The sequence below is a fragment of the Streptomyces sp. NPDC050509 genome, assembly GCF_044457965.1.
Taxonomy (GTDB): Bacteria; Actinomycetota; Actinomycetes; order Streptomycetales; family Streptomycetaceae; genus Streptomyces.
This window is the reverse complement of record NZ_JBITHL010000001.1, coordinates 673,873-696,663: the sequence shown is the minus strand read 5'-3', so window position 1 is coordinate 696,663 and position 22,791 is coordinate 673,873. Positions and strand designations below refer to the sequence as shown.

The 22,791-nt window shown below is 69.6% G+C and carries 16 protein-coding genes, 1 tRNA gene and 1 pseudogene; 12 read left to right on the top strand and 6 right to left on the bottom strand.

Translation table 11 applies throughout. The features are described from left to right. Positions 1-273: 273 nt before the first annotated feature. Positions 274-669 (top strand): ATP-binding protein, encoded by a 396-nt coding sequence (locus tag ACIBJC_RS02585; protein ID WP_329823781.1) that lies wholly within the window; start codon positions 274-276, stop codon positions 667-669. A 245-nt stretch (positions 670-914) separates the two neighbouring features. Continuing rightward, positions 915-4,172 (top strand): family 78 glycoside hydrolase catalytic domain, encoded by a 3,258-nt coding sequence (locus tag ACIBJC_RS02580; protein ID WP_399286681.1) that lies wholly within the window; start codon positions 915-917, stop codon positions 4,170-4,172. Between the two features lie 133 nt (positions 4,173-4,305). On the opposite strand, the gene cobF is transcribed toward ACIBJC_RS02580, so the two are convergent. Continuing rightward, entirely contained in the window at positions 4,306-5,085 is a 780-nt protein-coding gene (gene cobF, locus ACIBJC_RS02575) for a precorrin-6A synthase (deacetylating) (RefSeq protein ID WP_399286678.1), read from the bottom strand. A gap of 139 nt (positions 5,086-5,224) precedes the next feature. Between cobF and ACIBJC_RS02570 the strand changes: the two genes are divergently transcribed. The 3 genes from ACIBJC_RS02570 to ACIBJC_RS02560 are packed head-to-tail and all read left to right on the top strand — an operon-like array spanning position 5,225 to position 8,153. Beyond that, a complete protein-coding gene (locus ACIBJC_RS02570) occupies positions 5,225-5,944 on the top strand; it encodes a (Fe-S)-binding protein (RefSeq protein WP_329823778.1) in 720 nt (239 codons plus the stop codon). Further along, positions 5,941-7,512 carry a LutB/LldF family L-lactate oxidation iron-sulfur protein gene (locus ACIBJC_RS02565; protein ID WP_399286674.1) on the top strand — a complete coding sequence of 524 codons (1,572 nt, stop codon included), beginning with the start codon at positions 5,941-5,943 and terminating at the stop codon, positions 7,510-7,512. The genes ACIBJC_RS02570 and ACIBJC_RS02565 overlap by 4 nt, the downstream gene beginning before the upstream one ends. Further along, positions 7,509-8,153, top strand: a complete 645-nt coding sequence (locus tag ACIBJC_RS02560) for a lactate utilization protein C (RefSeq protein ID WP_399286672.1) — start codon at positions 7,509-7,511, stop codon at positions 8,151-8,153. Before ACIBJC_RS02565 ends, ACIBJC_RS02560 begins: the two co-directional genes overlap by 4 nt. A gap of 34 nt (positions 8,154-8,187) precedes the next feature. Here the strand turns inward: ACIBJC_RS02560 and ACIBJC_RS02555 are convergent, their stop codons facing one another. Further along, entirely contained in the window at positions 8,188-8,661 is a 474-nt protein-coding gene (locus ACIBJC_RS02555) for a DUF309 domain-containing protein (protein ID WP_399286669.1), read from the bottom strand. A 106-nt stretch (positions 8,662-8,767) separates the two neighbouring features. On the opposite strand from ACIBJC_RS02555, the gene ACIBJC_RS02550 reads away from it, so the two are divergent. From ACIBJC_RS02550 to ACIBJC_RS02530, 5 genes are all read left to right on the top strand, one after another. Beyond that, positions 8,768-8,841, top strand: a tRNA-Pro gene (locus tag ACIBJC_RS02550). Positions 8,842-9,323: 482 nt separating this feature from the next. After that, entirely contained in the window at positions 9,324-11,750 is a 2,427-nt protein-coding gene (locus tag ACIBJC_RS02545) for an IPT/TIG domain-containing protein (protein ID WP_399286667.1), read from the top strand. Next, positions 11,747-17,239 carry an RHS repeat-associated core domain-containing protein gene (locus tag ACIBJC_RS02540; RefSeq protein ID WP_399286664.1) on the top strand — a complete coding sequence of 1,831 codons (5,493 nt, stop codon included), beginning with the start codon at positions 11,747-11,749 and terminating at the stop codon, positions 17,237-17,239. Before ACIBJC_RS02545 ends, ACIBJC_RS02540 begins: the two co-directional genes overlap by 4 nt. A gap of 8 nt (positions 17,240-17,247) precedes the next feature. After that, positions 17,248-17,922 carry a hypothetical protein gene (locus ACIBJC_RS02535; RefSeq protein WP_399286661.1) on the top strand — a complete coding sequence of 225 codons (675 nt, stop codon included), beginning with the start codon at positions 17,248-17,250 and terminating at the stop codon, positions 17,920-17,922. A 280-nt stretch (positions 17,923-18,202) separates the two neighbouring features. Beyond that, positions 18,203-19,288, top strand: coding sequence for a Dyp-type peroxidase (locus ACIBJC_RS02530; protein ID WP_399286658.1), 1,086 nt, complete (start codon positions 18,203-18,205; stop codon positions 19,286-19,288). A gap of 239 nt (positions 19,289-19,527) precedes the next feature. On the opposite strand, the gene ACIBJC_RS02525 is transcribed toward ACIBJC_RS02530, so the two are convergent. Further along, entirely contained in the window at positions 19,528-19,791 is a 264-nt protein-coding gene (locus ACIBJC_RS02525; protein ID WP_399286656.1) for a hypothetical protein, read from the bottom strand. A gap of 74 nt (positions 19,792-19,865) precedes the next feature. After that, a complete protein-coding gene (locus tag ACIBJC_RS02520) occupies positions 19,866-20,024 on the bottom strand; it encodes a hypothetical protein (protein WP_399286653.1) in 159 nt (52 codons plus the stop codon). 310 nt (positions 20,025-20,334) lie between these two features. Here ACIBJC_RS02520 and ACIBJC_RS02515 point away from each other — a divergent pair. Next, a pseudogene (locus ACIBJC_RS02515) lies at positions 20,335-20,442 on the top strand (hypothetical protein); the annotation flags it as partial. 95 nt (positions 20,443-20,537) lie between these two features. Then, positions 20,538-20,705, top strand: a complete 168-nt coding sequence (locus tag ACIBJC_RS02510; RefSeq protein WP_399286650.1) for a hypothetical protein — start codon at positions 20,538-20,540, stop codon at positions 20,703-20,705. 42 nt (positions 20,706-20,747) lie between these two features. On the opposite strand, the gene ACIBJC_RS02505 is transcribed toward ACIBJC_RS02510, so the two are convergent. Then, positions 20,748-21,425 carry a response regulator transcription factor gene (locus tag ACIBJC_RS02505; protein WP_399286647.1) on the bottom strand — a complete coding sequence of 226 codons (678 nt, stop codon included), beginning with the start codon at positions 21,423-21,425 and terminating at the stop codon, positions 20,748-20,750. Further along, positions 21,422-22,678, bottom strand: coding sequence for a sensor histidine kinase (locus ACIBJC_RS02500; protein WP_399286645.1), 1,257 nt, complete (start codon positions 22,676-22,678; stop codon positions 21,422-21,424). Before ACIBJC_RS02500 ends, ACIBJC_RS02505 begins: the two co-directional genes overlap by 4 nt. Positions 22,679-22,791: the final 113 nt, after the last annotated feature.

Sequence of the window (22,791 nt, the reverse complement as noted above, 5' to 3'; positions counted from 1 at the left end):
GTGGGTCATGTGCACGGACGTGCCTTCCGTCGTCGGATGGTGGTGCGGAGGGCGCGCGTGGCGTGGTCCGCACGCCGGGCGCCGCCGTCCGCCGTGCTCGCGTCTGCCCCCGCCGGTGGAGACCATGTGCTCGCATAGCGGACTTCCTGTACGACTCACCGAAAACAAGATGCACTCGGACACTCTTCGATGGTGATTGCTGGGGTAAACGACGGCAGGAGACAGCCGCACCGACATCCGAACGACGGGGTGAGTCCGATGCAACAACCTCCCATGAGCGACACGCGGCCCCACGACCATGTCGAGTGGGCGCTGCGCCCGGAGCTGGCGGCAGAGGCACGGGAGGCGACCTACGGATTTCTGGCCGGTCTCTCCCCCGAGCCCTCCGCGCACACCTCCCAGAATCTGGTCCTGCTGGTCTCCGAGCTGGTGACGAACGCGATCCGGCACGCGGGCGAGGTGACCTCTTTGCATCTGCGTGCGGACCGTCGCAGCCTGCAGATCGTGGTGCACGACCCGAGCCCCACCCCGCCGCAGGACCGGACCCCCGATCTCACCGGCCGGACCGGCGGCTTCGGCTGGCCGATGATCCAGCGCCTGGCCGAGAGGGTCACCGTCCTGCCGCGCGCGGGTGGCGGCAAGACCATCCGCGCCGTGCTCACCCGTTAGCGCGCGGGCGCCCGGCGCGGGGTCGCTGCCCACCACGTCCTCCGTGGTGGGCAGCGCGACTGTGCCGCCACGTTCCGCGTGGCGGGCAGCGGCCGTGCGGCCACGCACCCGGCCTGACGCCCCGCGCGGGCGGCCACCCCTCCCGCACCTCTTGCAGCGTCCGCACCTCTTGTAGCGCGGACAGGTCGGCCCTACGATGCATACCCGAGACATGAAACGTTTCAATCCTGGGGGCTGCGATGGGCATGGGCTGGACACGCCGGGGTCTTCTGCACACCTCCGCGCTGGGGGCGGGGGCGGGCCTGCTCGCCGGTCCGGCCGTGGGCTCCCCGGCCGCGGCGGCGGCCCCGACGGGGGGCCGGGCCGGGCGGCTCCGTATCGCCTCCGCCACCGTCGAGTACGCCGATCACGTCCTCGGCACCGATGCCGCCGCGCCCCTGCTGTCCTGGGTGCTCGACGGCGGCCGGGGCGCACGGCAGAGCGGGTACCAGATCCGGGCCGCCACCGGCCGGCGCGCCCTCGCGGCCGGCCGTGAACTCCTCTGGGACACCGGCCGCGTGGCCTCGGACCGAACCGTCGCCGTGCCCTACGCGGGCCCCGTGCTGCCGCCCCGTACCCGCTGCCACTGGCAGGTCCGCGTCTGGGACCACGAGGGGCGCGCCTCGGCGTGGAGCGAGCCCGGCTGGTGGGAGACCGCGCTCGGTGCGGAGCGGTGGCACGCGCGGTGGATAGGCGCCGACCAGCCCGCCGCGCCGCCGGGATTCGACGGAGCGTCCTGGATCTGGACGGCGGGGGCGACCACCGGCGGCGCCCCGGTCGGCCCGCGCTGGTTCCGCGGCTCCCTCACGCTTCCCGAGGGTACGGAGATCACCCGGGCCACTCTCGTCGCCACCGCCGACGACGACTTCACCCTCCATCTGAACGGCCGCCAGGTCCTGCAAGCACCCGAGCAGGTGGACGCCTGGCGCACCGGCAGGGCCGCCGATGTCACCGCCGCCGTACGCGCCGCGGCCGGTGGTCCGGTCGTCCTGGCGGCGGTCGCCACCAACCGCGGCGCCGCCTCCGTCAACCCGGCCGGACTGCTCGTGCGGCTCCTGGTCGAGGCCGCCGACGGCGCCACCCGTCAACTGACCACCGGGGAGCGGTGGCGCGCCACCGACACCGGGCAACCGGGCTGGGAGCGGCCCGAGTTCGACGACACCGGCTGGACCGCCGCCACCGTGCTCGCGCCCTACGGCCAAGGACCGTGGGGCAGCGGGGTCTCCGTCGCCGTACCGGAGGCGCCCGCGCCCCTGCTGCGCCGCGCGTTCACCGTACCCAAGCCCGTCAGCCGCGCCCGTCTCTACATCAGCGGACTGGCCTACTACGTGGCCGAGTTGAATGGAGAGCGGGTCGGTAGCCAGGTACTCGACCCGGCCTTCACCGACTACGACGAGACCGTCATGTACGCGGTGCACGATGTGACGGCGCTCCTGAAGCGCGGCGCCAACGCGATCGGTGTCACCCTGGGGCGCGGCTTCTACGGCATGACCACCCCCAACGTGTGGAACTGGCACCGGCCCCCGTGGCACGGCGAACCGCGTCTGCTGTGCCGGCTGGAGGCCGACCACCCCGACGGCTCCCGTACCACCGTCGTCTCCGACACCGACTGGCGCCTCACCGAGGGCCCGACCCTCACCAACTCCCTCTACGCGGGGGAGACCTACGACGCCCGGCTGGCCCCGGCGGGCTGGACCCTGCCCGGTTTCGACGACAGCTCCTGGCGCCACCCCGCCGAGCAGTCCGCACCCGGCGGCACCCTGCGCGCCCAGCCGCACGACCCCATCGAGGTCATCGAGACCCACACCCCCACCGCGATCACCGAGCAGGCCCCCGGGGTGTACGTCGTGGACATGGGCCGTACGACGGCGGGGTGGACCCGGCTGAGCGTACGGGCACCGGCCGGCACCGTCGTCTCCCTGGTCCACGGCGAGAAACTGAAGGAGGACGGCAGCGTCCACGCCGAGACCGGGCATGTGCCGGGCCGGTTCCAGCGCGACGAGTACATCTGCGCGGGCGGGGGCGCCACCGAGGTGTGGGAGCCGTCGTTCTCGTACAAGGGCTTCCGGTATGTGCAGGTCAGCGGGTTGCCGACCCGTCCGCGCCCGTCCGATGTGATGGGCAGGACGGTCCATACGAAGGTGGCCGAGGTCAGCGGCTTCGACTGCTCCGAGCCGTTCTACGAACAGCTCGACCGGGCGATGCGCCGCACCCTGCTCAACAACCTGCACGGGATACCCACCGACACCCCGATGTACGAGAAGAACGGCTGGACCGGCGACGCCCAACTCGGCGCGCCCGTCATGGAGTACGCCTTCGGAGTGCACCGCTTCCTCACCAAGTGGCTCGGCGACCTGGCGGACAGCCAGAACCCCGACGGGCAACTGCCGGTGATCGTCCCCAGCGGCGGCTGGGGTTACGGCGACCTCGGCCCCTCGCCCGAGTGGACGACCGTATACCCGTTCCTGATACGGGAGATGTACCGGATCTACGGCGACGACCGGGTGGCCGGGGAGCACTGGACCACCCTGACCCGTTATCTGGACTGGGAGTTGGAGCGGCTGGTCGGCGGTCTCGCGATCACCGCGCTCGGCGACTACCTGCCGCCCGGCTACGGCGGCAACCCGCCCGAGGACACCCGGCTGACGGCCACCGCCTATCTGCACCGCGCGCTCATCCAGACGGCCGAGATGGGCGAACTGCTGGGCCACGGAGGGACAGCGGCGCGCTACCGCAGCGCGGCGAACGGTCTCAAGGACGCCTTCAACGCCACCTTCCTCGACGCCTCCGGCCACTACAGAACGGCGAAGGACCCCGACTACCGGCAGACGTCCAACGCCCTCCCGCTGGCCTTCGGACTGGTCCCGAGCGGCGCCCGTGCCTCGGTCGTCGACAGCCTCGTCGCGGACATCACCGCGCGCGGCAACCACCTCAACACCGGGGCGCTCGGCACGAGCGTGCTGCTGCGCGTCCTGTGCGCACACGGCCACCCCGAGGTGGCACACGCCATCGCCACCCAGCGTACGTACCCGAGTTGGGGCTACTGGTTCGACAACGGCGCGGACACCATGTGGGAGATGTGGCCCGTCGACTCGCGCTCGCGCGACCACTACTTCCAGGGCACGGTCGCCCAGTGGCTGTACGAGAACGTGGCCGGGCTGCGCCCCGGGGACGCGGGCTACCGCACCTTCACCGTACGGCCCGACGGCCGCACCGGGGTCACCTGGGCCCGCACCTGGATCCGTACCGTCCGGGGCGAGGCGTCGGTGGCCTGGTCGGCGATCGGCGGCGCGCTGCGGCTCTCCGTACACGTCCCCGTCGGGGCGACGGCGGAGATCCACGTACCGGCCGCCCACCCCGACCAGGTCAAGGCGCCCGGCGGCGCCGCCTACCTGCGCACGGAGCCGGGGTTCGTGGTCTACCGGGCGGGCCACGGAGCCTGGGACTTCGTGGGGCGCGCCTGATGAGAGCCCTGCCCGGATGACGGCGACGACAGCGACGGCGGTGCCGACAGCGACGGCGGTGATGGCGGTGACGGCGGCGTGGACCCTGTCGACGGCCCGCGCCCCGGCCCCGCCGCCCCCGCGCGGGAACGATTCACTCCCGTCGCAGCAGATACGTGTCCATGATCCAGCCCTTGCGGGCCCGCGCCGCGGCGCGCAGCTCCCCGATCCGCTCCGCCACCTCGGAGAGCCGGCCGGAGACCAGGATCTCGTCCTCGGTGCCCACATAGGCGCCCCAGTGGATGACGGGGTCGGCATCCAGATGGCGCAGATAGGCCTGCTGCGCGTCGAGCATGACCACGACGTCGTCCACCCCGTCCGGCCAGCCCTCGGCCAGCCGCCGCCCCGTGGTGATCTGCACGGACCGGCCCACCCTGGTCAGCCCGACGCGGTGGCGGGCGGCCAGCGCGGAGACGCTGCTGATGCCGGGGATCACCTCGTACTCGAAACGGACGGTGCCACGGGCCAGGACCTCCTCCAGCACGGCGAGCGTCGAGTCGTACAGGGAGGGATCGCCCCAGACCAGGAACGCCCCGGTCCGCGCGCCGTCCGGGCCCGCGTCCCCGTCCAGTTCGCCGGCGATGGCACGCTCGATCAGCGCGGCCCGTCGACCGCGCCAGGCGTCGACGGCCCCCGGATAACCGGCGCCGTCGGTGCTCCGGTCCCGCTCGGGGTCCGGGATCTCGACCAGCCGATGGGCGTGCCCGCCCGTGTGGCGGCGCAGGATCTCATGGCGCAAGTCGACGGGACCGGCCCTCTCCCCGCCCTTGTCGAGCAGAAAGAACACATCCACCCGCTGGAGCGCCTTGACCGCCGAGACGGTCAGATGGTCGGGGTCGCCCGCCCCGATACCGATGACATAGATCTTCCTCACCCTGCGGAGTCTGCCGCACGGCGGCCGGTTCCGCAGGGGACAGCACCACGAGAGCGGACACATTCATAGGATGTCTGAGAACCCATCACCCGGCGCGGGGGACTACCCTGCGGAACCGGAGCCGACATATGCTCCGCCCATGCGCGCCGCCCTCTTCGTCACCTGCGTCAATGACGCCGTGTACCCGTCCACCGGGATCGCGACCGTACGCCTCCTCGAACGCCTCGGCGTCGACGTCGACTTCCCCGAGGCGCAGACCTGCTGCGGCCAGCCGCAGTTCAACACGGGCTACCGGCGCGAGACGGAGCCGCTGGTACGGCGGATGACCAGGGCCTTCGAGGGGTACGACTATGTGGTCACCCCCTCCGGTTCCTGCGCGGCGATGGTCCGCCACCACTACCCGAAGATCGGCGACGAGGCGGCGGCGTCACTGGCCGCGCGCACTTATGAGCTGACCGAGTTCCTGGTCGACGTGGTCGGCGTGACCGACGTCGGGGCGTACTTCCCCCACACCGTCACCTACCACCCCTCCTGTCACGGAGTGCGTCTGCTGGGCCTCGGCGAGCGCCCCCGCACACTGCTCGAAGCGGTGCGCGGGCTGGAGCTGAGAGAGCTGCCGGGCGCGATGGAGTGCTGCGGCTTCGGTGGCACCTTCGCCGTGAAGAACTCCGATGTTTCCGCCGCGATGGGCCAGGACAAGGTCCAGCACGCGGTCTCCACCGGAGCCGAGGTGCTGTGCGGCGCCGACAATTCCTGTCTGATGCACATCGACGGCATCGCGAGCCGCGAGGCCGCCCCGCTGCGATCCGTGCATCTCGCGGAGATCCTGGCGTCGACCGAAGAGGAGCCCTGGTCATGAGCGGTACGTATCTGGGGATGCCGGCCTTCCCGGTGGCCGCCAAGGAAGCCGTCGCCAACGAGACACTGCGCGGCAACCTGCGCCACGCCACCCACACCATCCGCGACAAGCGCGCCGTGGCCGTGGCGGAACTGGCCGACTGGGACCGGCTCAGGGAGGCGGGCAAGCGGATCAAGGACCACACGCTGCGCCATCTCGACCGCTACCTGGTCCAGTTGGAGGAGTCCGTCACGGCGGCGGGCGGCACCGTCCACTGGGCCGCCGACGCCGACGAGGCGAACCGGATCGTCGCGGACCTGGTCAAGGCCACCGGCGAGACGGAAGTCGTCAAGGTCAAGTCGATGGCCACCCAGGAGATCGGCCTCAACGAAGCACTCGCCGCCGAGGGCATCTCCGCGTACGAGACCGACCTCGCCGAACTCATCGTGCAGCTCGGCGACGACCGGCCCTCCCACATCCTGGTCCCGGCGATCCACCGCAACCGCGGCGAGATCCGCGACATCTTCCGCGACCGGATGGCCGACTGGGGCAAGGCCGCCCCCGACGGCCTCTCCGACACCCCCGCCGAACTCGCCGAGGCGGCGAGGCTGCACCTGCGCGAGAAGTTCCTGCGCGCCAAGGTCGGCGTCTCCGGCGCCAACTTCATGGTCGCCGAGACCGGCACCCTCGTGGTCTTCGAGTCCGAGGGCAACGGACGGATGTGCCTGACGCTCCCCGAGACACTGATCTCGGTGGTGGGCATCGAGAAGGTGGTGCCGAGCTGGCGGGACCTGGAGGTCTTCCTCCAGACGCTGCCGCGCTCCTCGACGGCGGAGCGGATGAACCCGTACACGAGCATGTGGACGGGCACCCATGACACCGACGGCCCGAGCACCTTCCACCTGGTCCTGCTCGACAACGGCCGCACGGACACCCTGGCCGACGAGGTCGGCCGACAGGCGCTGCGCTGCATCCGCTGCTCGGCCTGCCTCAACGTCTGCCCGGTGTACGAGCGGGCCGGCGGACACGCGTACGGCTCGGTCTACCCCGGCCCGATCGGCGCCATCCTCAGCCCCCAACTCCGGGGCACGCGGAGCGAGATCGACGCCTCGCTGCCGTACGCCTCCTCGCTCTGCGGGGCGTGCTACGAAGTGTGCCCCGTGGCCATCGACATCCCCGAGGTCCTGGTCCACCTCCGCGAACGGGTCGCGGACCAGGGAGGCAAGGGGCACCGGCTGGAGAAGGCGGCGATGAAGGCGGCGGGCTGGGTCTTCGACCACCCGCGCGTCCTGGCGGCGGGGGAGCGCGTCGCGTCCAGGACCCGGGCGCTGCACCCCGCCAAACTGCCGGGCGCGGGGGCCTGGACGGACGCGCGGGACCTGCCGAAGATGCCGGCCGAGTCGTTCCGCGACTGGTGGAAGCACCACCGCGAGAACGGCGCCGACAACTCCGGCAAAGCCGGCGGCGAAGGCGAGAACATCAGCCGTAGCGGCGAGAACATCAGCCGTAGCGGCGAGAACATCAGCCGTAGCGGCGAGAACAACAACCGTAACGGTGAGAACAACAACCGTAAGGACACCGGGACATGACCAGCACCGCTTCCGGTTCGCGCGAGCGGATCCTCGCCCGTATCCGCAGCGCCGTCGCCGACGCCCCGGACGCCCCGGAGGCCCCCCGCGACTACCTCGACACGCACACCCCGGGGAGCCGGATCGTCGACCTGCTCGCCGAGAACCTCGCCGACTACCGCGCCCTCGTCCACCGCACGGACACCGCGGGGCTCCCCGCCCTCGTCGCCCGCCTCCTGGCCGAACGGGGCGCCCGTACCGTCCTCGTACCCCCGCTGCTGCCGGAGACCTGGCTCTCCGCGACACCGGAGACGGTGACCCGGGTACAGGACGAACCCGGCGCGAGCGCCGGCGCCCTCGACACGGTCGACAGCGTCGTCACCGGCTGCGCCCTGGCCATCGCCGAGACCGGCACCCTCGTCCTCGACGCGGCGCCGGACCAGGGCCGCCGCAGGATCACCCTCGTACCCGACCACCACATCTGCGTCGTACGCACCCTGGACCAGGTGGTCGGCTCCGTACCCCAGGCGATGCCGCGCCTGGACCCGACCCGCCCGCTCACCTGGATCTCCGGCCCGTCCGCCACCAGCGATATCGAACTCGACCGGGTCGAGGGCGTACACGGCCCCCGGAGACTCGAAGTAGTCCTGCTCACCGACTGACCACGGCTACGGCGGGGGGATCGGCGAGGCCGGGTCACGTCAGCCGGGGCGCCTCACGGGCGGCGTCCACCGGCCCGTCACCGACGCGCCCCGCCAGCTCCGAGGCCCACGCCGTCAGCCCGGCCACGTCGATGCCGTGCGGAGAACGGTCCGGATACGCGTCGATCACCCCCGCCCCGCGCAACAGCAGCCGCGCCCCGCCCGCCGTATTGCCCCGGGCGGCATGCGTCAGCCCGACCGCGAGCTGGGCCATCCCCCGCCACAGCGACCGCTCCGCCTCAGGACCGGACTTCCACGCGTCCTCGAACACCTCGTGCGCGTGAAACGGCATCCCCGAGTCCAGCAGCCGCTGCGCCTCCCGCAGGGTCTCCGCGGGCGTACGCACCACCCCCTCCGGCTGCCGCTCCACCCCAGCAGCCCCGTACGCCAACGGCCGCCCCAACCCGTCCCGCGGCCGCGCACTGCGCGCCCGCCCCTCGCTGTCACGATCCCGCCGCTCTTCCTTCATGTACCGATTGTCGCGCGGACGGGCCGCGTCTTTCCGTAGCGCGGAGTGGGGTAATGTTCTCTGCGTGGCCAGCCGCCGGGGAGATCTTCCCCGGGAGGCAGGACGCCGGGACGTGGCGCAGCTTGGTAGCGCACTTGACTGGGGGTCAAGGGGTCGCAGGTTCAAATCCTGTCGTCCCGACTTGTGTTTTCGCAGGTCGTAGGCGGTATCGGAGAAATCCGGTGCCGCCTTTCGGTGTTTCTTGGGGACCAGTCGGGGACCACGGGGTCTGGCAGCGCCGTGCTGCTGCCCCACACCAGTGTCCCGCCGATCAGGCCGGGCCTGTCCCGCGTGGCCAGGGCCAGGGCCCGGGCCCGGGCTTCGAGCATGTCGGCGGCTTCCTCCAGGTAGGTGACCAGCGTGTCGAGTTCGTCGCCGGGAGCTTCGTTGTAGCGGGTGGCCGGGCACAGGCTGATGGCCGTCCAAAGGCGCCGGGCCCGTGTGGGTAGCCGTACTCGTGGGTCCACCAGCCGGTGATGACGCGGGAATGAACTTGGCGTGACCGCGCCTAATCCTGTTCCCTTGGTGACGAGTTGTGGATAGGTCGTGACGGTCCGCATGTGTTGTGTGGGCGCTGTGGGTCTTCTGTGACCTGCGTGTTGCTGCTGCTCTGGGGAGGGCACGTGCGTCTGCACGGCGAGCGGTTCGGGGTTCAACTGTCGGCACGAGCAAGAGCGCTGACGGTCGGCCTGCTGGTGGTGGCCCTGTCGGCCGGCCTCGTATCGGCGGAGGCTGTGGCGGATACGGCGTCGCCCGCGCCTCCGTCACGTACAGAGCAGGCGCCGACGCCGAAGCCCACGAAGAGCGGCCCGCCCGCACCCGCCTCTGGCCCTGCCCGTGCTGCCGAAGCGCCGGCGACCGGCAACGCCGTCTACGCGTACGATGCCGCGCGTCGCCTGGTCGGTGTGACCGACCCGGACGGTGAGACGGCCCGTTATCGCTATGACGCGGCGGGCAACCGTGTGGGCGTCGACCGTTATCCGTCCAGCCAGTTGTCGGTCCTCTCCCTGGTGCCGGTCCGCGCGGCGGCGGGCGGACGGATCACTCTCTCCGGTACGGGCTTCGCCACCACACCGGTGTCCAACACCGTCTCGTTCGGCGGCAAGCTGGCCGAGGTCGTCTCGGCGTCCAGGACACGCCTGGTCATCACGGTCCCGGCGGGTGCGGCCGACGGCAAGGTCTCGGTGACGGCGGGCGGCGCGACGGAGCAGACCCCGGAGACCTTCGCCCTGGCGGCAGCCGGACCGTCGATCACCAAGGTGGCCCCGGAGACGGGCCCGGTGGGCACAGTCGTCACGCTGAGCGGCGCAGGGTTCGCGGCTTCCGTCCCCGGCAACGTGGTCCGGTTCGGCGGCGGCGCTGTGGCCGAGGTGACCGAGCGCGGAGACACGGCGCTCACCGTAAGGGTGCCGACCGACGCGGAGACGGGCCCCGTCGAGGTGGAGACGGCCGAGGGAAAGGCTGTTTCCACGAACAGGTTCATCATGATGTCGGGCAGCGGAAACGGTGAGCTGGAAACGTCGGTGACCGTCTCGGTGACGGACGACTCGCCGTCGACGGTGGCGGTGACGACGCCCGGGAACTGGGCCGAAGTACTCTTCGACGCCGACGAGGGCGACGACGCCAATTTCGCCTTCACCGACAGTACCTTCAACACCACCGTGGCGATCCAGCTCATCGACCCCCAGGGAAACCAGGTGGGAAGCGGGTCCTTCTACGACTCCGTCTCTGACCTGGAATTCCATGATCTGCCGCTCAGCGGGCGGTATTCACTGATCCTCAAACCGGGCACGAACAATCTCGGCGCTGCGAAGGTAACCTTCTCCAGCCCGGTGACCCGGACGCTCGACCCGGACGAGCCGACCAGCGAGTTGCAGCTCACTCGGGTGGGCCAGGACGCGAAGCTGACGTTCGACGGCACGGCGGGGGAATCGCGGACCCTCGGCTTCGACATGACCGGGATGACGAAGACCACCACGGTCCTGGTGTACGGGCCGGACGGGGCCCAGGTGGACAGCGCGTATGTGCCGGGCGGGTTCACCGGCAACATCGACCTGGAGACGTTGGCGCGGTCGGGCCGCTACACGATACGGGTCGATCCCACCCAGGCCGGTACGGGACGGGTCCTGGCCACCCTCTCCCGCATCGCCGACGCGGGCACCCTCGGCATGGTGGGGCCCGAGAGCACGCTGCCGGTCACTCGGCCGGGCCAGTACGGCATCGCCCGCTTCACCGGCCAGGCCGGCCAGCGAGTGTCGCTCGGCATGGCAGCGGAGGGATTCACCGCGTACACCGCGGTGGAGGTCCTGGGTCCCGACGGGAAGCGGTTCGGCGACAGCTTCATTGTCGCCGCGGGATCCCGTACGGAATGGGACAGCCCCACCTTGGCCGTGTCCGGTACGTACACCGTCCAGATGAAGCCGAGTTCGCTCGGGACAGGGACGCTCACCCTTGCCCTCTCGCTCCCCTCGTACGCGGGTGAGTTGACGACGGCCGGTGCGAAGACGCCACTGGTGATCGATCGCTTCGGCCAGGACGGCGAGGCGACGTTCCGGGCGCAGGCAGGGGATGCTCTCTCGGTCGGTATCACCGAGAATACTTTTACGTCCTTCTCGTATGTGACCGTCCTCGCGCCCTCTGGTGCCAAGGTCGTCAACCAGCAGTATGTTGCCGCCGGCTTGGCGTCCGTGGTGTCCCTTCCGGGCCTGCCGGAGTCCGGTGTCTACCGGCTGGTGGTGGACGCGTACCAGGGTGCTACCGGTGGCCTGTTCCTGACACTCTCCGCCGATGTGCGGGCGGGCCCCGAGATCGACGGGGCCTCGGCGAAGCTTGATCTCGCCCGGCCCGGGCAGCGCGCCACGGCCCAATTCACCGCACCGGACAGCGGAACACTCGGGTTCGGTGTCACCGACAACACCGTGCCGGAACAGACTTGGCTGCGGCTGGTCGGGCCGACGGGCGGCACCGGAACCCTGCTCACCCTCGTGACCAAGAACAGCAACGACGTCGCGTACGCCACCGGGCTCACCCCGGTACGAAGTACACCGTGACGGTGACACCCGACGCCCCGGTGACCGGTGCGCTGTCTCTCTGGTTCTCCGCGCCCGTCACCCTGAACCTCTCCGCATCGGGCACGGCCGTCACCGGTGAGATCGACCGGCCCGGGCGCCAGCTCCGGTACACCGTCCAAGCGAGGGAGGGTGACGGCGCGGCGGTCATGTTCAGCGGTTCCACTCTCACCTCGTCGCCGCGCGTCAGCCATCTCGCGCCGGGTGCAACCAGCGAGGTGACGCTCGGGTCGGTGGGTAGCGCGGCCATCGACCTGGCCCTGCGGGCCCCGCTGGCCGGTGGCACACACCACCTGTACGCGCGGCCCCTCTCTCCCGCCACCGGCAAGCTGACGGCGGTGCTGATACCGGACGTGGACGGCGGGACACTCACGGTGGGAGGCGGGACCCGGCCGGTAGCGATCGCCACTGCGGGAGGCCACGGCCACTATGCCTTCACCGGGGTCAAGGGACAGAAGCTCACGCTCAACTACGGTCAGCCGCCCTCGGCATGGGCCCTCTCCGTCCGGACCCCGACCGGCACCTGGCTGGAGAACGCTCGCACGATGAGCGCCACGACGCTTTCGTACGCGCTGGCCGCGCTTCCGGCGGACGGCACGTACACGGTGACGGTCGACCCCAGTTCGTCCCAGACGGGTACGTACCAAGTGGGCCTGACCGCCACCTCGACAGCGGCAGCACAGAGGACGGAGTCGGACAGGACGGAGAAGACACCCCCCGACTCAGCCACCCCCACCACCTCCGCGGCCACAGTTCCCACCGGCCCCGACGCCTGGCAGCCCGGCACCTCGCAACTCGCCGGCCGGGACTGGCTGACCTCTCGCGGCAAGGCCCCCAAGGCCCCGCCCGCGCTGCGCGGCCCGCCCGGGAAGACGGCGCTGACCGGCCGTGTCCTGAAGCTCGACGGAAAGCCGCTGGCCGCAGTCACCGTCAGGGCCGGCAAGAAGGCGGCCCAGACCGATGCGCGCGGCAGATTCCTGTTGGCGGGGATCGACGCGGAGACGCCCACCCTGGTGGTGGACGGGACGAGCGCGAACACCGCGGACCGTCAGTACGGCCGCTTCGACATCCACATCGAGCCTACGCCCGGCCGCACCACCGACCTGGGCTTTCCGGTGTGGATGACACCGCTGGACACCAAACACACCGTACGGTTCGACGCCCCGGCCAAAGCCGAGGTCGTACTGAAGACCCCGAAGATCCCCGGCCTTGAGGTCCGGATCCCCAAGGGCTCGGTCGTCCGCGACGAACACGGCAAGCCCGTGACCGAGTTGGGGATCACGGCCATCCCGATCGACCGGCCGCCGTTCCCGCTGCCCACCAACGGTGTCGTGCCGGTCTACTTCACCGTCCAGCCCGGCGGCACCTACGTCTTCCCCGAGGGCGCGCGGGTCATCTACCCGAACTACACACGCGAAGCCCCGGGCAGTCGCGTCGAGTTCATGGACTACGACCCGAAGAAGAAGGGCTGGTACGTCTACGGACACGGCCAGGTCAGCGCGGACGGCCGACAGGTCGTCCCGGATCCCAAGACGCGCGTCTGGGCCTTCCACGGGGCGATGTTCAACGTCTCCGACCTGGTGCCCTGGGATCTCTCCTGGGCCCAGGACGTGCTCGACTGGCTCTCCGGAGATCCGGTGGACCTGTCCACCGGGATGCTCACGGACTCCCGCACCGACCTGGCGGTCTCCGACCCCTTGGGATCGGTCGAGGTCAACCGCACCTACTGGCAGGGAGACACCCGTAAGCGCGCCTTCGGGATCGGCCGCGACCTGTCGTACAACGCCTTCCTGCACTCCGAAAAACAGTGGGAGCAAGTCGATCTGTATCTGCCGGGCGGCGCGAAGGTCCACTTCGTCCGGACGTCGGCCGGCACCAGCTACTCGGACGCAGTCTTCGAACCCCTCGACACGCCCTCCGCGTTCCGGGGCTCGAAGATCGTCAGCACTGCCACAACCTGGGAACTCAGGTTCCGCGACGGGGGCGTGTGGGTCTTCCCCATGTACGCACCGCTGCGGGAGATCCGCGACCGCCACGGCAACACCATCAAACTGACCCGCCTGACGGCGGCCGGGCGGGGCGAGATCACCCGCATCACCGGCCCCTCCGGCCGCTGGATCTCCCTGGCCTACGACACCAACCACCGCGTCTCGTCGGCCAAGGACAACACTGGCCGCACCACCCGCTACGCCTATGACTCGGCGGGCCGCCTGGAAACCGTCACCGATCCCGCGGGCAAGGTCAGCCGCTACACGTACGACGGCACCTCCAACCGCGTCAAGACAGCCGTCGACGCGCGCGGCATCACGTACATGACCAACACCTTCGACACCGATGGCCGCGTCAAGGACCAGACCCTCACCGAGGGCGCCAAGTACGCCTTCGAGTACACGCAGACCGGCGCGGGCAAGGTCACCTCCGCGACCGTCACCCAGCCCGGCGGCTCCGTGCGGCGGGTCGAGTTCGACGCGGACGGATACGGGGTGAAGGACACCCAGGCCCACGGCAGCCCTCTGGCCCGCACCACCATGTACGAACGCGGCCCCTACCACCGGATCGACGCGGTGGCCGATCCGTACGGCCGCCGTACCGAACTCACCTATGACGCCAACGGCTACGTCACCTCCACGAAGGAACAGGCCGGCACGCCGCAGGCCCGCTCCTCCGGGACGGCGGTCTTCAACGGCCCGTACGACCAGCCGACCTCCGTCACCGACCCGCTGGGCCACACCACCAGACTGGCCTACGACGCCGACGGTGATCTCCAAACGGTCACCGACCCGGAGAAGCGGGCCACCACCTTCACCCACACCCCACAGGGGCAGCTCGCGACGGTCACCGACGCGTCCGGCGCGGTCACCACGTACACCTACACCCGTGGCGACCTGGTATCGGTCAAGGACGCGGAAGGCCGCACGGCCCGACGCTTCCTCGACGCGGCCGGGCGGCCCACGGCGACGACGGACGAGGCGGGCGCGCGTACGGAGGTGACGTACGACGTCCTCAACCAGCCCCGCAAAGTCACCGACCCACTCGGCCGTACGACCGCCCTCGACTACGACGACAACGGCAACCTCACCACACTGACCGACGCCCGCGGCAACCCCACGACCTGGGCCTACGACAACGCCGACCGCCCGAAGTCGGCCACGGACCCACTCGGCGCGCAGGCACTGTTCGGCTACGACGCGGCGGGCCGCCCGACACGGGCCACCAGCCGTACAGGGCAGGTCGCGACGGCCGAGTACGACTTGCTGGGCAGGCCGACCAACGCCAAGTACGGCGTGAACGTAGCGGGCGGCGCCGAATCGACGACGACCTACGCCTACGACGGCGTCGACCTCCCGAAGACCGTCACGGACACGGTGGCCGGCCAGGCCGCCGTCGCACAGTCCTTCACGTACGACGCCTACGACCGTACGAAGACGGTGACCGGCCCGACCGGCACGGTCGGCTACGACTACGACGCCGCCGACCGGCGCACGCAGATGACGGCCTCCGGCACGCCCGCCGGTACGACGACCCGCTACGGCTACGACGCCTCCAGCATCCTCACCTCGGTCACCACCGGGAACCAGACGGTCGCCTTCGCCCTGGACGCGGTAGGCCGGGAGAAGACGGCGACGCTGCCCGGCGGGATCACCCGCACCACGGACCACGACAAGACCGGCACGACACGAGCGATCTCCTATGCCCGGGGCACCGCACCCATGGGCGACCTGACCTACACCCGCGACGAACGCGGCCTCCAGACCGGCCTGACCGGCTCCCTGGCAAGCGTGGCACTCCCGGCAGGCGAGACGGGCGCGGAATACGGGAAGGACAACCGGCTCACCACGTTCAACGGCCGCTCCTTCACCTACGACGACGAAGGACAGCTCACCTCCGACGGCAAACGCACGTACACCTGGAACGCCCGAGGCGAACTGACCGGTCTGACTACGGCCGGCACCGGCCTGGCCAGCACCTTCACCTACGACCCGCTCGGCACACGCTCCTCCACAACGGTGGGCGGCACGACGAACCGCTTCCTCACCGACGGCTCCAACCCGCTGACGCAGCAGTCCGGTTCGGGCGAGACGAAGGCCACGGTGGCGACATCGGGCCTGGACGAGTACCTGACCCGCACGGAGAACGGCAGGACCCAGGTCTACCTGACGGACGCACTGGGCACGGTGGTCGGCCTGGCCGACCCGGACGGCACGGTCGCCACCCGCTACACGTACGACCCCAACGGCCAGCCCACCACGACGGGTGCCGCCTCGACCAACCCCTACACCTTCACGGGCCGCGAGAACGACGGCACGGGCCTGCTCCACTACCGCAACCGCTACTACGACCCCGAGACAGGCCGCTTCATCTCACAGGACCCCATCGGCTACGCAGGCGGCACCAACCTCTACGAGTACGCACTCAGCTCCCCGACGACGTACACCGACCCGAGCGGCAACAACCCGATGATCGCGGGCTGCCTGGGCGGTGGCCTGCTCGACGGCGGCATCGACTGGCTGACGCAGCGCCTCTCCGGCCGGAAGGTCAACTGGGGCCAGGTCGGCGGCGCGGCAGCGATGGGATGCCTGGGCGGCATGCTGGGAGCGGCGGGCGGAGCGAAGTGGGCAGGGCGTGGTGGATGCCCAGGCAGCCTTCTGCCCAACAGCTTCACGGCCGACACCCCGGTCCTGATGGCGGACAGCACCCGCAAGCCCATCAAGGACGTCAAGGTCGGCGACGAGGTCCACGCAACGGACCCGGAGACGGGAGAGAGCGGACCACGCCGAGTCACGGCACTCATCGAAGCCACCGGCGACAAAAGCCTGACGGACATCACCCTCACCACCAAGGAGAGCAGCAAACCCAGCACGATCACCGCCACGGACGGCCACCCCTTCTGGGTCCCCGAACTGGATGCCTGGATCGACGCGGGCAAACTCCAGCCAGGACAATGGCTCCGCACGAGCGCAGGCACGTGGACACAGATCAAGGCGGTCAGCCACCGCGCCGAGTCGACCACGGTCTACAACCTCACCGTCGATGACCTCCACACGTACTATGTGCTGGCGGGGCAGACGCCGGTCCTCGTACACAACTCGTCTTGCCTCACGACTGCTGGCAATAGCTTCCCTGGGGTGGCTCATACCCTTGATGAACACGTCGGGATATCGGATGCCAGAGCAATCGCCTTGGCCGCAGGCAAGCCGGGCGGGAGGAACAGCGTTTTCATTGATCACCAGACAGCGCAGCAGGTTGCGGATTACGCCGTCGCTTTCAATCAGGCCCGTATTGGTAAATGGCTGCGAGGGTCACAGCAGCAGCTGACGTTCTCTGGAAGGTTTGGCGCCAATAATCCTCTTGGAGTTACGTTCCATGGAGATGGGTCGCGTGCCGCTACAGGGAATGGGTATTTTGTTCAGTTGACGCGAGCCAAGGGGCATCCGGGTGGATTCTATATCTCGACTCTTTACCCGAAGTGAGGAATGTCATGGAAAGGTTCACGAGTTTCGACTTCGGCTTGTCGGCATTGACTGCCCTGTTTCATGAGGACTGGGTTCGCCTAGGAGGGGTGGAGGGCGTCGTTCATTCTTATCTTTCCGTCGGGGAGGATATTGCCGCCGACGAGGCGCAACGAAAGGAGGCCGCCGAGCTCAAACGTGACGTCACTAAGCTCGCCGATTCTTCTCTGAGTGACCGCAGAATTGAGACCCTGGTCTCGATGTCGACTTCATGGAATTATCGCTTTCGGGATGAGGGGACGGGCCGCACATTTTTGGGTCGCGTCAGTAGGGTTTGTCAGCGATGGCAGGATACGTATGGATACGTGTCTGCGGAGGATGACCAGGCATGGTTTTCTCTCGACGCAGTGAACGAGGTGCGTAACGCTATCGCCAACACCCCCCTGCGTATCCCTGATGAACTTCGCAGATATTTCGAATCCAATGTCATGGAAATGCGCGATGCGCTTGACGTCTGTGCGCAATCAGCTTCCCCTGACCTTGCATTTAGAATCCTCTTGAGGACTCATGTATCCAATTTTATTCCGGTGTCCCGTGACTCCCGGGTCGAGTATGAAAAAATCGCCTCCCGGCTGGCGCTCGGAGAAGATCTAATATCTTCTCTTGATTTCTTGACTCTCGATACTGCCCTCGAATCTGATTAGGGTATGTGAATCGAAGTCAAGGTGAATATTTCGGATTGTCCGGGTGGAAATTAGATTCACCCTCGAAATTGGAAGCAGGTTGCGGAAATGTTGCTGGGGTAGGTAAACATGATTTCTGTGGCAGGGGTGAGCTCTAAGGGCTCAGGGCTGGGAAGTTGGAGTCATTCTGGTACTTGTTGGGTTGCAAGAAATTCTGCTTGATCACCGGAGAGTGGACCAACGGTTTCCCTGACGGCTTCACGGAAATTTTTCGGCAAGGTGGAAGCGGCAGGGGGTATAAATGGTGCAGCGGAGGACCTTGTTGCTTGGCTCCTCGGCCGTGGGGCTTGCAGTCGGCGGCGCTGCCGTTTACGGCGTGCGGAGCAGTGCTGTTGGTGCCGGAATCGGGGTTATTTCTGGCGGGGCTGTGCAGCCGATGCAACTGAGCAGATCGCTGCCCGAGAGGCGGGTAGCCTTGGTGACGTTCGACCGGCGGCCCGGAGCGGGCGAAGGGGCCAGTTCGCTGCGGGAGTTGGTGTCGGGGGTTCGACGTGTTGAGGGGCGTGGCGTATCCGTCGGAGTGGCGTTGGGAGGCGGGCTGTTTCGAGCCGCCGCTGAACGGCCACGGCAACTGGTCGAGATGCCGGGGTTCGCAGGTGATTTGCTGGATCCCGGTCAGTCGCATGGTGATGTGCTGGTGCAGGTCGCGGGGGAGCGAACCGCTGATGTGCGCACGGCCGTCGAGCGGTTGGCGACGGGCCTGCCCGGATGGGCAGAACGGTGGCGGATCGAGGGGTTTCGGGCGGAGAATCGAGTGGAGGGCGGCAGAGGTCTGGCCCGGAATCCGTTTCACTTCACCGAGGGGTTCGGGAATCCGACTGAGGAGCGGGAAGCCCTGGACCGTGCTCTCGTACGGGACGGCCAAGGCGAGCCCCCATGGGCCGTCGGCGGGAGTTACCAGGTCGTACGGATCATCCGGCTGGCGACCGAACTGTGGGACAAGGACTCCGTGCACGAGCAGGAGCGGATCATCGGGCGCCGCCGGGACGGACGCTGGCTCGACGGGGCGCCTGCGGACGAGCAGCCGAACTACCGTGCCGACCCCCGGGGCCGGCTGACCCCGCTCGGCTCCCACGTACGGCTCGCCACGCCGGACCGCCGTACCCCCGCACCTCTCGTGCGGCGCGGATACAGCTACGACCGGGGTGACGGGGATACCGGGCTCGTCTTCTCCTGCTTCCAGCGCGACCTGGCCCAGGGCTTCGAGGCCGTACAGAAACGCCTGGAGGGCGAAGCGATGGCCAAGTACTTGCTGACCACCGGAGGCGGTTACTTCTTCGTTCCCCCGCCAGGCGACGGGTGGGCGGACGCGCTGGCGCCCCGCTGAAGTCTGTGGGCCGACACCCACTATGAGTGCCTGCCGTTCGCGCCCGTCCGCACCTGCCATCTGTCTGCGCCGAAACAGGCGGTGGGGTAGCAGGGGTTGTGCTGTGGCGTATTCGTGGCTGGTGGTGTCGGCGGCCGCGAAGGCGTCGAAGAGACGCAGGTAAGCCTGCCGGTCCTGGGCGCTGTTGGTCACGCGTCCGACCGCCGGGGCGGCGGCGTCAACCGGGTTCAACGTAAGCACTACGCCGCGTACCAGAGCTGCGGAAATTCGCCTGCCTCTGTCCGCCGCAACAGGCCAAAGTCCTCGCTTACTTCAAGGCCGACTTCAGGATGGTCGACCTCGCGGTACCGGTTGTGGTCGCGAGTCCGCAGCGGTTCGAGGCCGAAGGCGGTGTTGTTCATGCCGGCGCGGGTGTGGAAGTCGCTGTCGGTGGCACCGGGCATGAGCGTGGTGACGCTGACACTGTGTTCCTTCAGCTCTTCGCGCAGGCCGAGGTTGAACATGCGGGTGAGGGCAGGGGATGGCCCGTACTCGGTCTTGTCCGGGGTGGGCAGGGTCGCGGACAGCGACGAGGTGATCAGGTCCGTCCGCTGCCGTTGGCGGCGCAGAGGTGGGCGATCTCGTAGCCGATGCCGCCCGAGGCGCCGGTGACCAGGGCCAGGGGCGGGCAGTAGAGGAAGAGGGGCTGGTCGTCTTCGCCGGGCGGGATGAGGGCCTGGTAGTAGATATTCGGCACAGGTGGTTGGTGGCCAGGATGCCGCCGCGTTTGCACAGGATGAAGGCGGCGTGGTCCTGGAAGGATTCCAGGAGTCGCAGTAGGCCAGGACGGGCGCGTTGCACGCTGGGCGCGGTGCGCCGGTCGTGGCGGCCGGGCCTGGTCTTCACCAGGTCGTGCAGGTGCGCCCGCTCCGCGTCGTCCAGGCGCAGCGTGTCGGCAAGGACTTCTTTCATGACCACTTGGCTGATCACCGGCTACTCGACGGGCTTCGGCCGCCACCGCGCCGGCCCGCGGCGACCGCGCTGTTGTCACCGCCCGCCGCCCCGAGCAGGGCAACGACCTGGTCGCCGCCGCGCCCGACCGGGCTCTGGGCCTGGCCCTGGACGTCACCGATCCGACCCAGAGTCAGAGCCAGGCCGCCGTCGATACGGCCGAGGACCGCTTCGGCAGCATCGACGTGCTGGTCGACAACGTGGGCATCGGCAATTTCGCCGCGGTGGGGAGGAGAGCACCCACGACGAGATTCGCCGCATGTTCGAGAGCAACGTCGTCGGCCTGCCCGCGATGGACCGCGCCGCACTTCCCGGCATGCGCGCCCGCGCCCGCCGCAGCGGCACCATCGTCAACTTCCCCTCCATCGGCGGCCTGCGGTCCTTCCCCGACGTCGGCCGCACAGATGACTGGAGTCGGGTGCGCTGAGCGCGGCCTCCGCTCGCCGGGCCGCCGGCCCCTGTCGGCTGCTCAGCCGGGTGGGACGGCCGGGTCGATGATCCGATACCCCACGCCGGGTGTGGTGGCGATGACCGGGGGGCCGCCGAGTTTGCGGCGCAGGCGGCTGATGGTCACCGTGACGGTGTTGGTGAACGGGTCGGCGTGTTCGTCCCAGACTTGTTCGAGGAGGTCCTCCGTGCTGAGGAAGGCGGGGCTCGCGTTCAGGAGGGCTTCGAGTAGCGCGAACTCCTTGACGGATAGGTCGAGTTGGCGGCCGTCGCGGCCGGCGGTGCGGCGCATCGGGTCGAGTTCGATACCCGCCGCGCGCAGGGTGCGGGATCGGGCGGCGGGGCGGCGGCGGGCCAGGGCGCGGATGCGCAGGACGAGTTCGGGAAAGTGGAAGGGCTTGGCGAGGTAGTCGTCGGCGCCCAGGGTCAGGCCGCTGACGCGGTCGCCGGGCGAGTCGGCGGCGGTCAGCATCAGGACCATCACACGGCCGTCCCGCTCGGTGATCATCTGGCAGAGGGTGTCGCCGTGGATGCCTGGCAGGTCGCGGTCGAGCACGACGACGTCGTACGTGGTGACGTCCAGCTTGGCCGCGGCGTCGAGCCCGTCGTACGCCACGTCCACGGCCATGCCCTGGTCGCGCAGCCCTTCGGCGATGACTTCGGCGAGGGGGCGGGTGTCCTCGACCACCAGGACTCTCAACGCGCCACGCCCGTCTCCGCGCCGGGGGCTTCCGCCGTCGCCCCGCCGTCCGTACGGGGGAGGGTGATGGTGACGCGCAGGCCGCCGTCGGGGCGGGCGCGCAGGTCCAGGGTGCCGTGGTGGGCCCGGGTGATGGCCGCGACGATGGAGAGGCCGAGGCCGCTGCCCCGGCCGGTGCCGGTCCGGTCGGCGCCGAGGCGGCGGAAAGGCCGCGCGAGCTCCGCCACCCGCTGCTGGTCGAGAACCGGTCCGCCGGACTCGACGACGAGGGACACCGCGCCCGCGTCGTCTCCTTCAGCCCGTACCGCGACACTGATCCAGCCCCCGGGGTCGTTGTGCGCGATCGCGTTGTCGACCACGTTGTCGGCCACGCGGCGCAGCAGCGTCCGGCTGCCCCACACCCACGCGGAGCCGTCGATCCGGTCTTCGCGCACGGTCAGGCCCTTGGCCGCGATGTCCTTCGCCCGTCCGGTCAGGGCGGTCTGCGCGAGGTGGCCGAGAGCGAGGCGTGCCCGGTCGGTGAACTCGCCGTGCTGGCTGCGGGCCAGGACGAGGAGACTCTCCAGCAGCCGGTCCACCTGGTCGAGTTCGGCGCGCATCCGGGCAGCCAGCGTGGCCGTGGTCCCGGGTACGGGGCCCGGCTTGGCGAGCGCCACGTCCAGGGAGGCCCGCATCGTGGTGAGTGGGGTACGCAGTTCGTGGGAGGCGTTGGCGACGAAGAGGCGCTGGGCGTCGAAGGAGCCCTCCAGGCGGCCGAGGAGGCCGTCGATGGTGTCGGCGAGGTCCTTCACCTCGTCGCCGGGGCCGCCGATGGCCAGGCGTTCGTGCAGGCTGTCGGCGGTGATCCGGCGGGTGGCCGCTGTCATCACGCGCAGCGGGCGCAGCACCCGGCCGGCGACGAACCAGCCGAGGCCGACCGAGATCACCGCCATGACGCCGAGGGCGATGGCGGAGCCGATCAGGATCTGCTGGGACTGGGTGCCGTGCGCCTGGGCGAGTTGCTGCTCCAGGTCGTCGATGCGGCCCTGGGCCTGTGCCGCCGTGGCGGGCCGGGCGCCGCCGCCGGGGGCGGTCCGGCTGGAGCGCGATCCGCCGGACGCCACCACGGCCACGATGGCGAGCAGCGCCGTTCCCGACAGAAGGAACAGGGTCACGTACAAGGCGGTGAAGCGGGTGCGGGCAGTGCCACGGCGCAGGCCGATCCGGGCGGTCAGGCCCGCGAGCCGTGGGGGCGAACCCCATTCCATGCGCATGCTCCCCTCTCGCCACCGCACCAGGACACGTACCGGGCCAGGCTAAGCCGAGGCGCCTAACAGCGAGATGACAGCGGCCGTTCGGCCCCTGTAACGCGCTCCGTCACAGGGTG

What these genes read in the sequence shown, in the direction of transcription:
- ACIBJC_RS02580 (WP_399286681.1), top strand. Translation starts at nt 915, where the DNA reads ATGGGCTGGACACGCCGGGGTCTTCTGCACACCTCCGCGCTGGGGGCG.
- ACIBJC_RS02565 (WP_399286674.1), top strand. Translation starts at nt 5,941, where the DNA reads ATGAGCGGTACGTATCTGGGGATGCCGGCCTTCCCGGTGGCCGCCAAG.
- ACIBJC_RS02525 (WP_399286656.1), bottom strand. Translation starts at nt 19,791, where the DNA reads ATGTTCAACCTCGGCCTGCGCGAAGAGCTGAAGGAACACAGTGTCAGC.
- ACIBJC_RS02585 (WP_329823781.1), top strand. Translation starts at nt 274, where the DNA reads ATGAGCGACACGCGGCCCCACGACCATGTCGAGTGGGCGCTGCGCCCG.
- ACIBJC_RS02530 (WP_399286658.1), top strand. Translation starts at nt 18,203, where the DNA reads ATGGTGCAGCGGAGGACCTTGTTGCTTGGCTCCTCGGCCGTGGGGCTT.
- ACIBJC_RS02560 (WP_399286672.1), top strand. Translation starts at nt 7,509, where the DNA reads ATGACCAGCACCGCTTCCGGTTCGCGCGAGCGGATCCTCGCCCGTATC.
- ACIBJC_RS02500 (WP_399286645.1), bottom strand. Translation starts at nt 22,678, where the DNA reads ATGCGCATGGAATGGGGTTCGCCCCCACGGCTCGCGGGCCTGACCGCC.
- ACIBJC_RS02510 (WP_399286650.1), top strand. Translation starts at nt 20,538, where the DNA reads ATGTTCGAGAGCAACGTCGTCGGCCTGCCCGCGATGGACCGCGCCGCA.
- ACIBJC_RS02555 (WP_399286669.1), bottom strand. Translation starts at nt 8,661, where the DNA reads ATGAAGGAAGAGCGGCGGGATCGTGACAGCGAGGGGCGGGCGCGCAGT.
- ACIBJC_RS02570 (WP_329823778.1), top strand. Translation starts at nt 5,225, where the DNA reads ATGCGCGCCGCCCTCTTCGTCACCTGCGTCAATGACGCCGTGTACCCG.
- ACIBJC_RS02535 (WP_399286661.1), top strand. Translation starts at nt 17,248, where the DNA reads ATGGAAAGGTTCACGAGTTTCGACTTCGGCTTGTCGGCATTGACTGCC.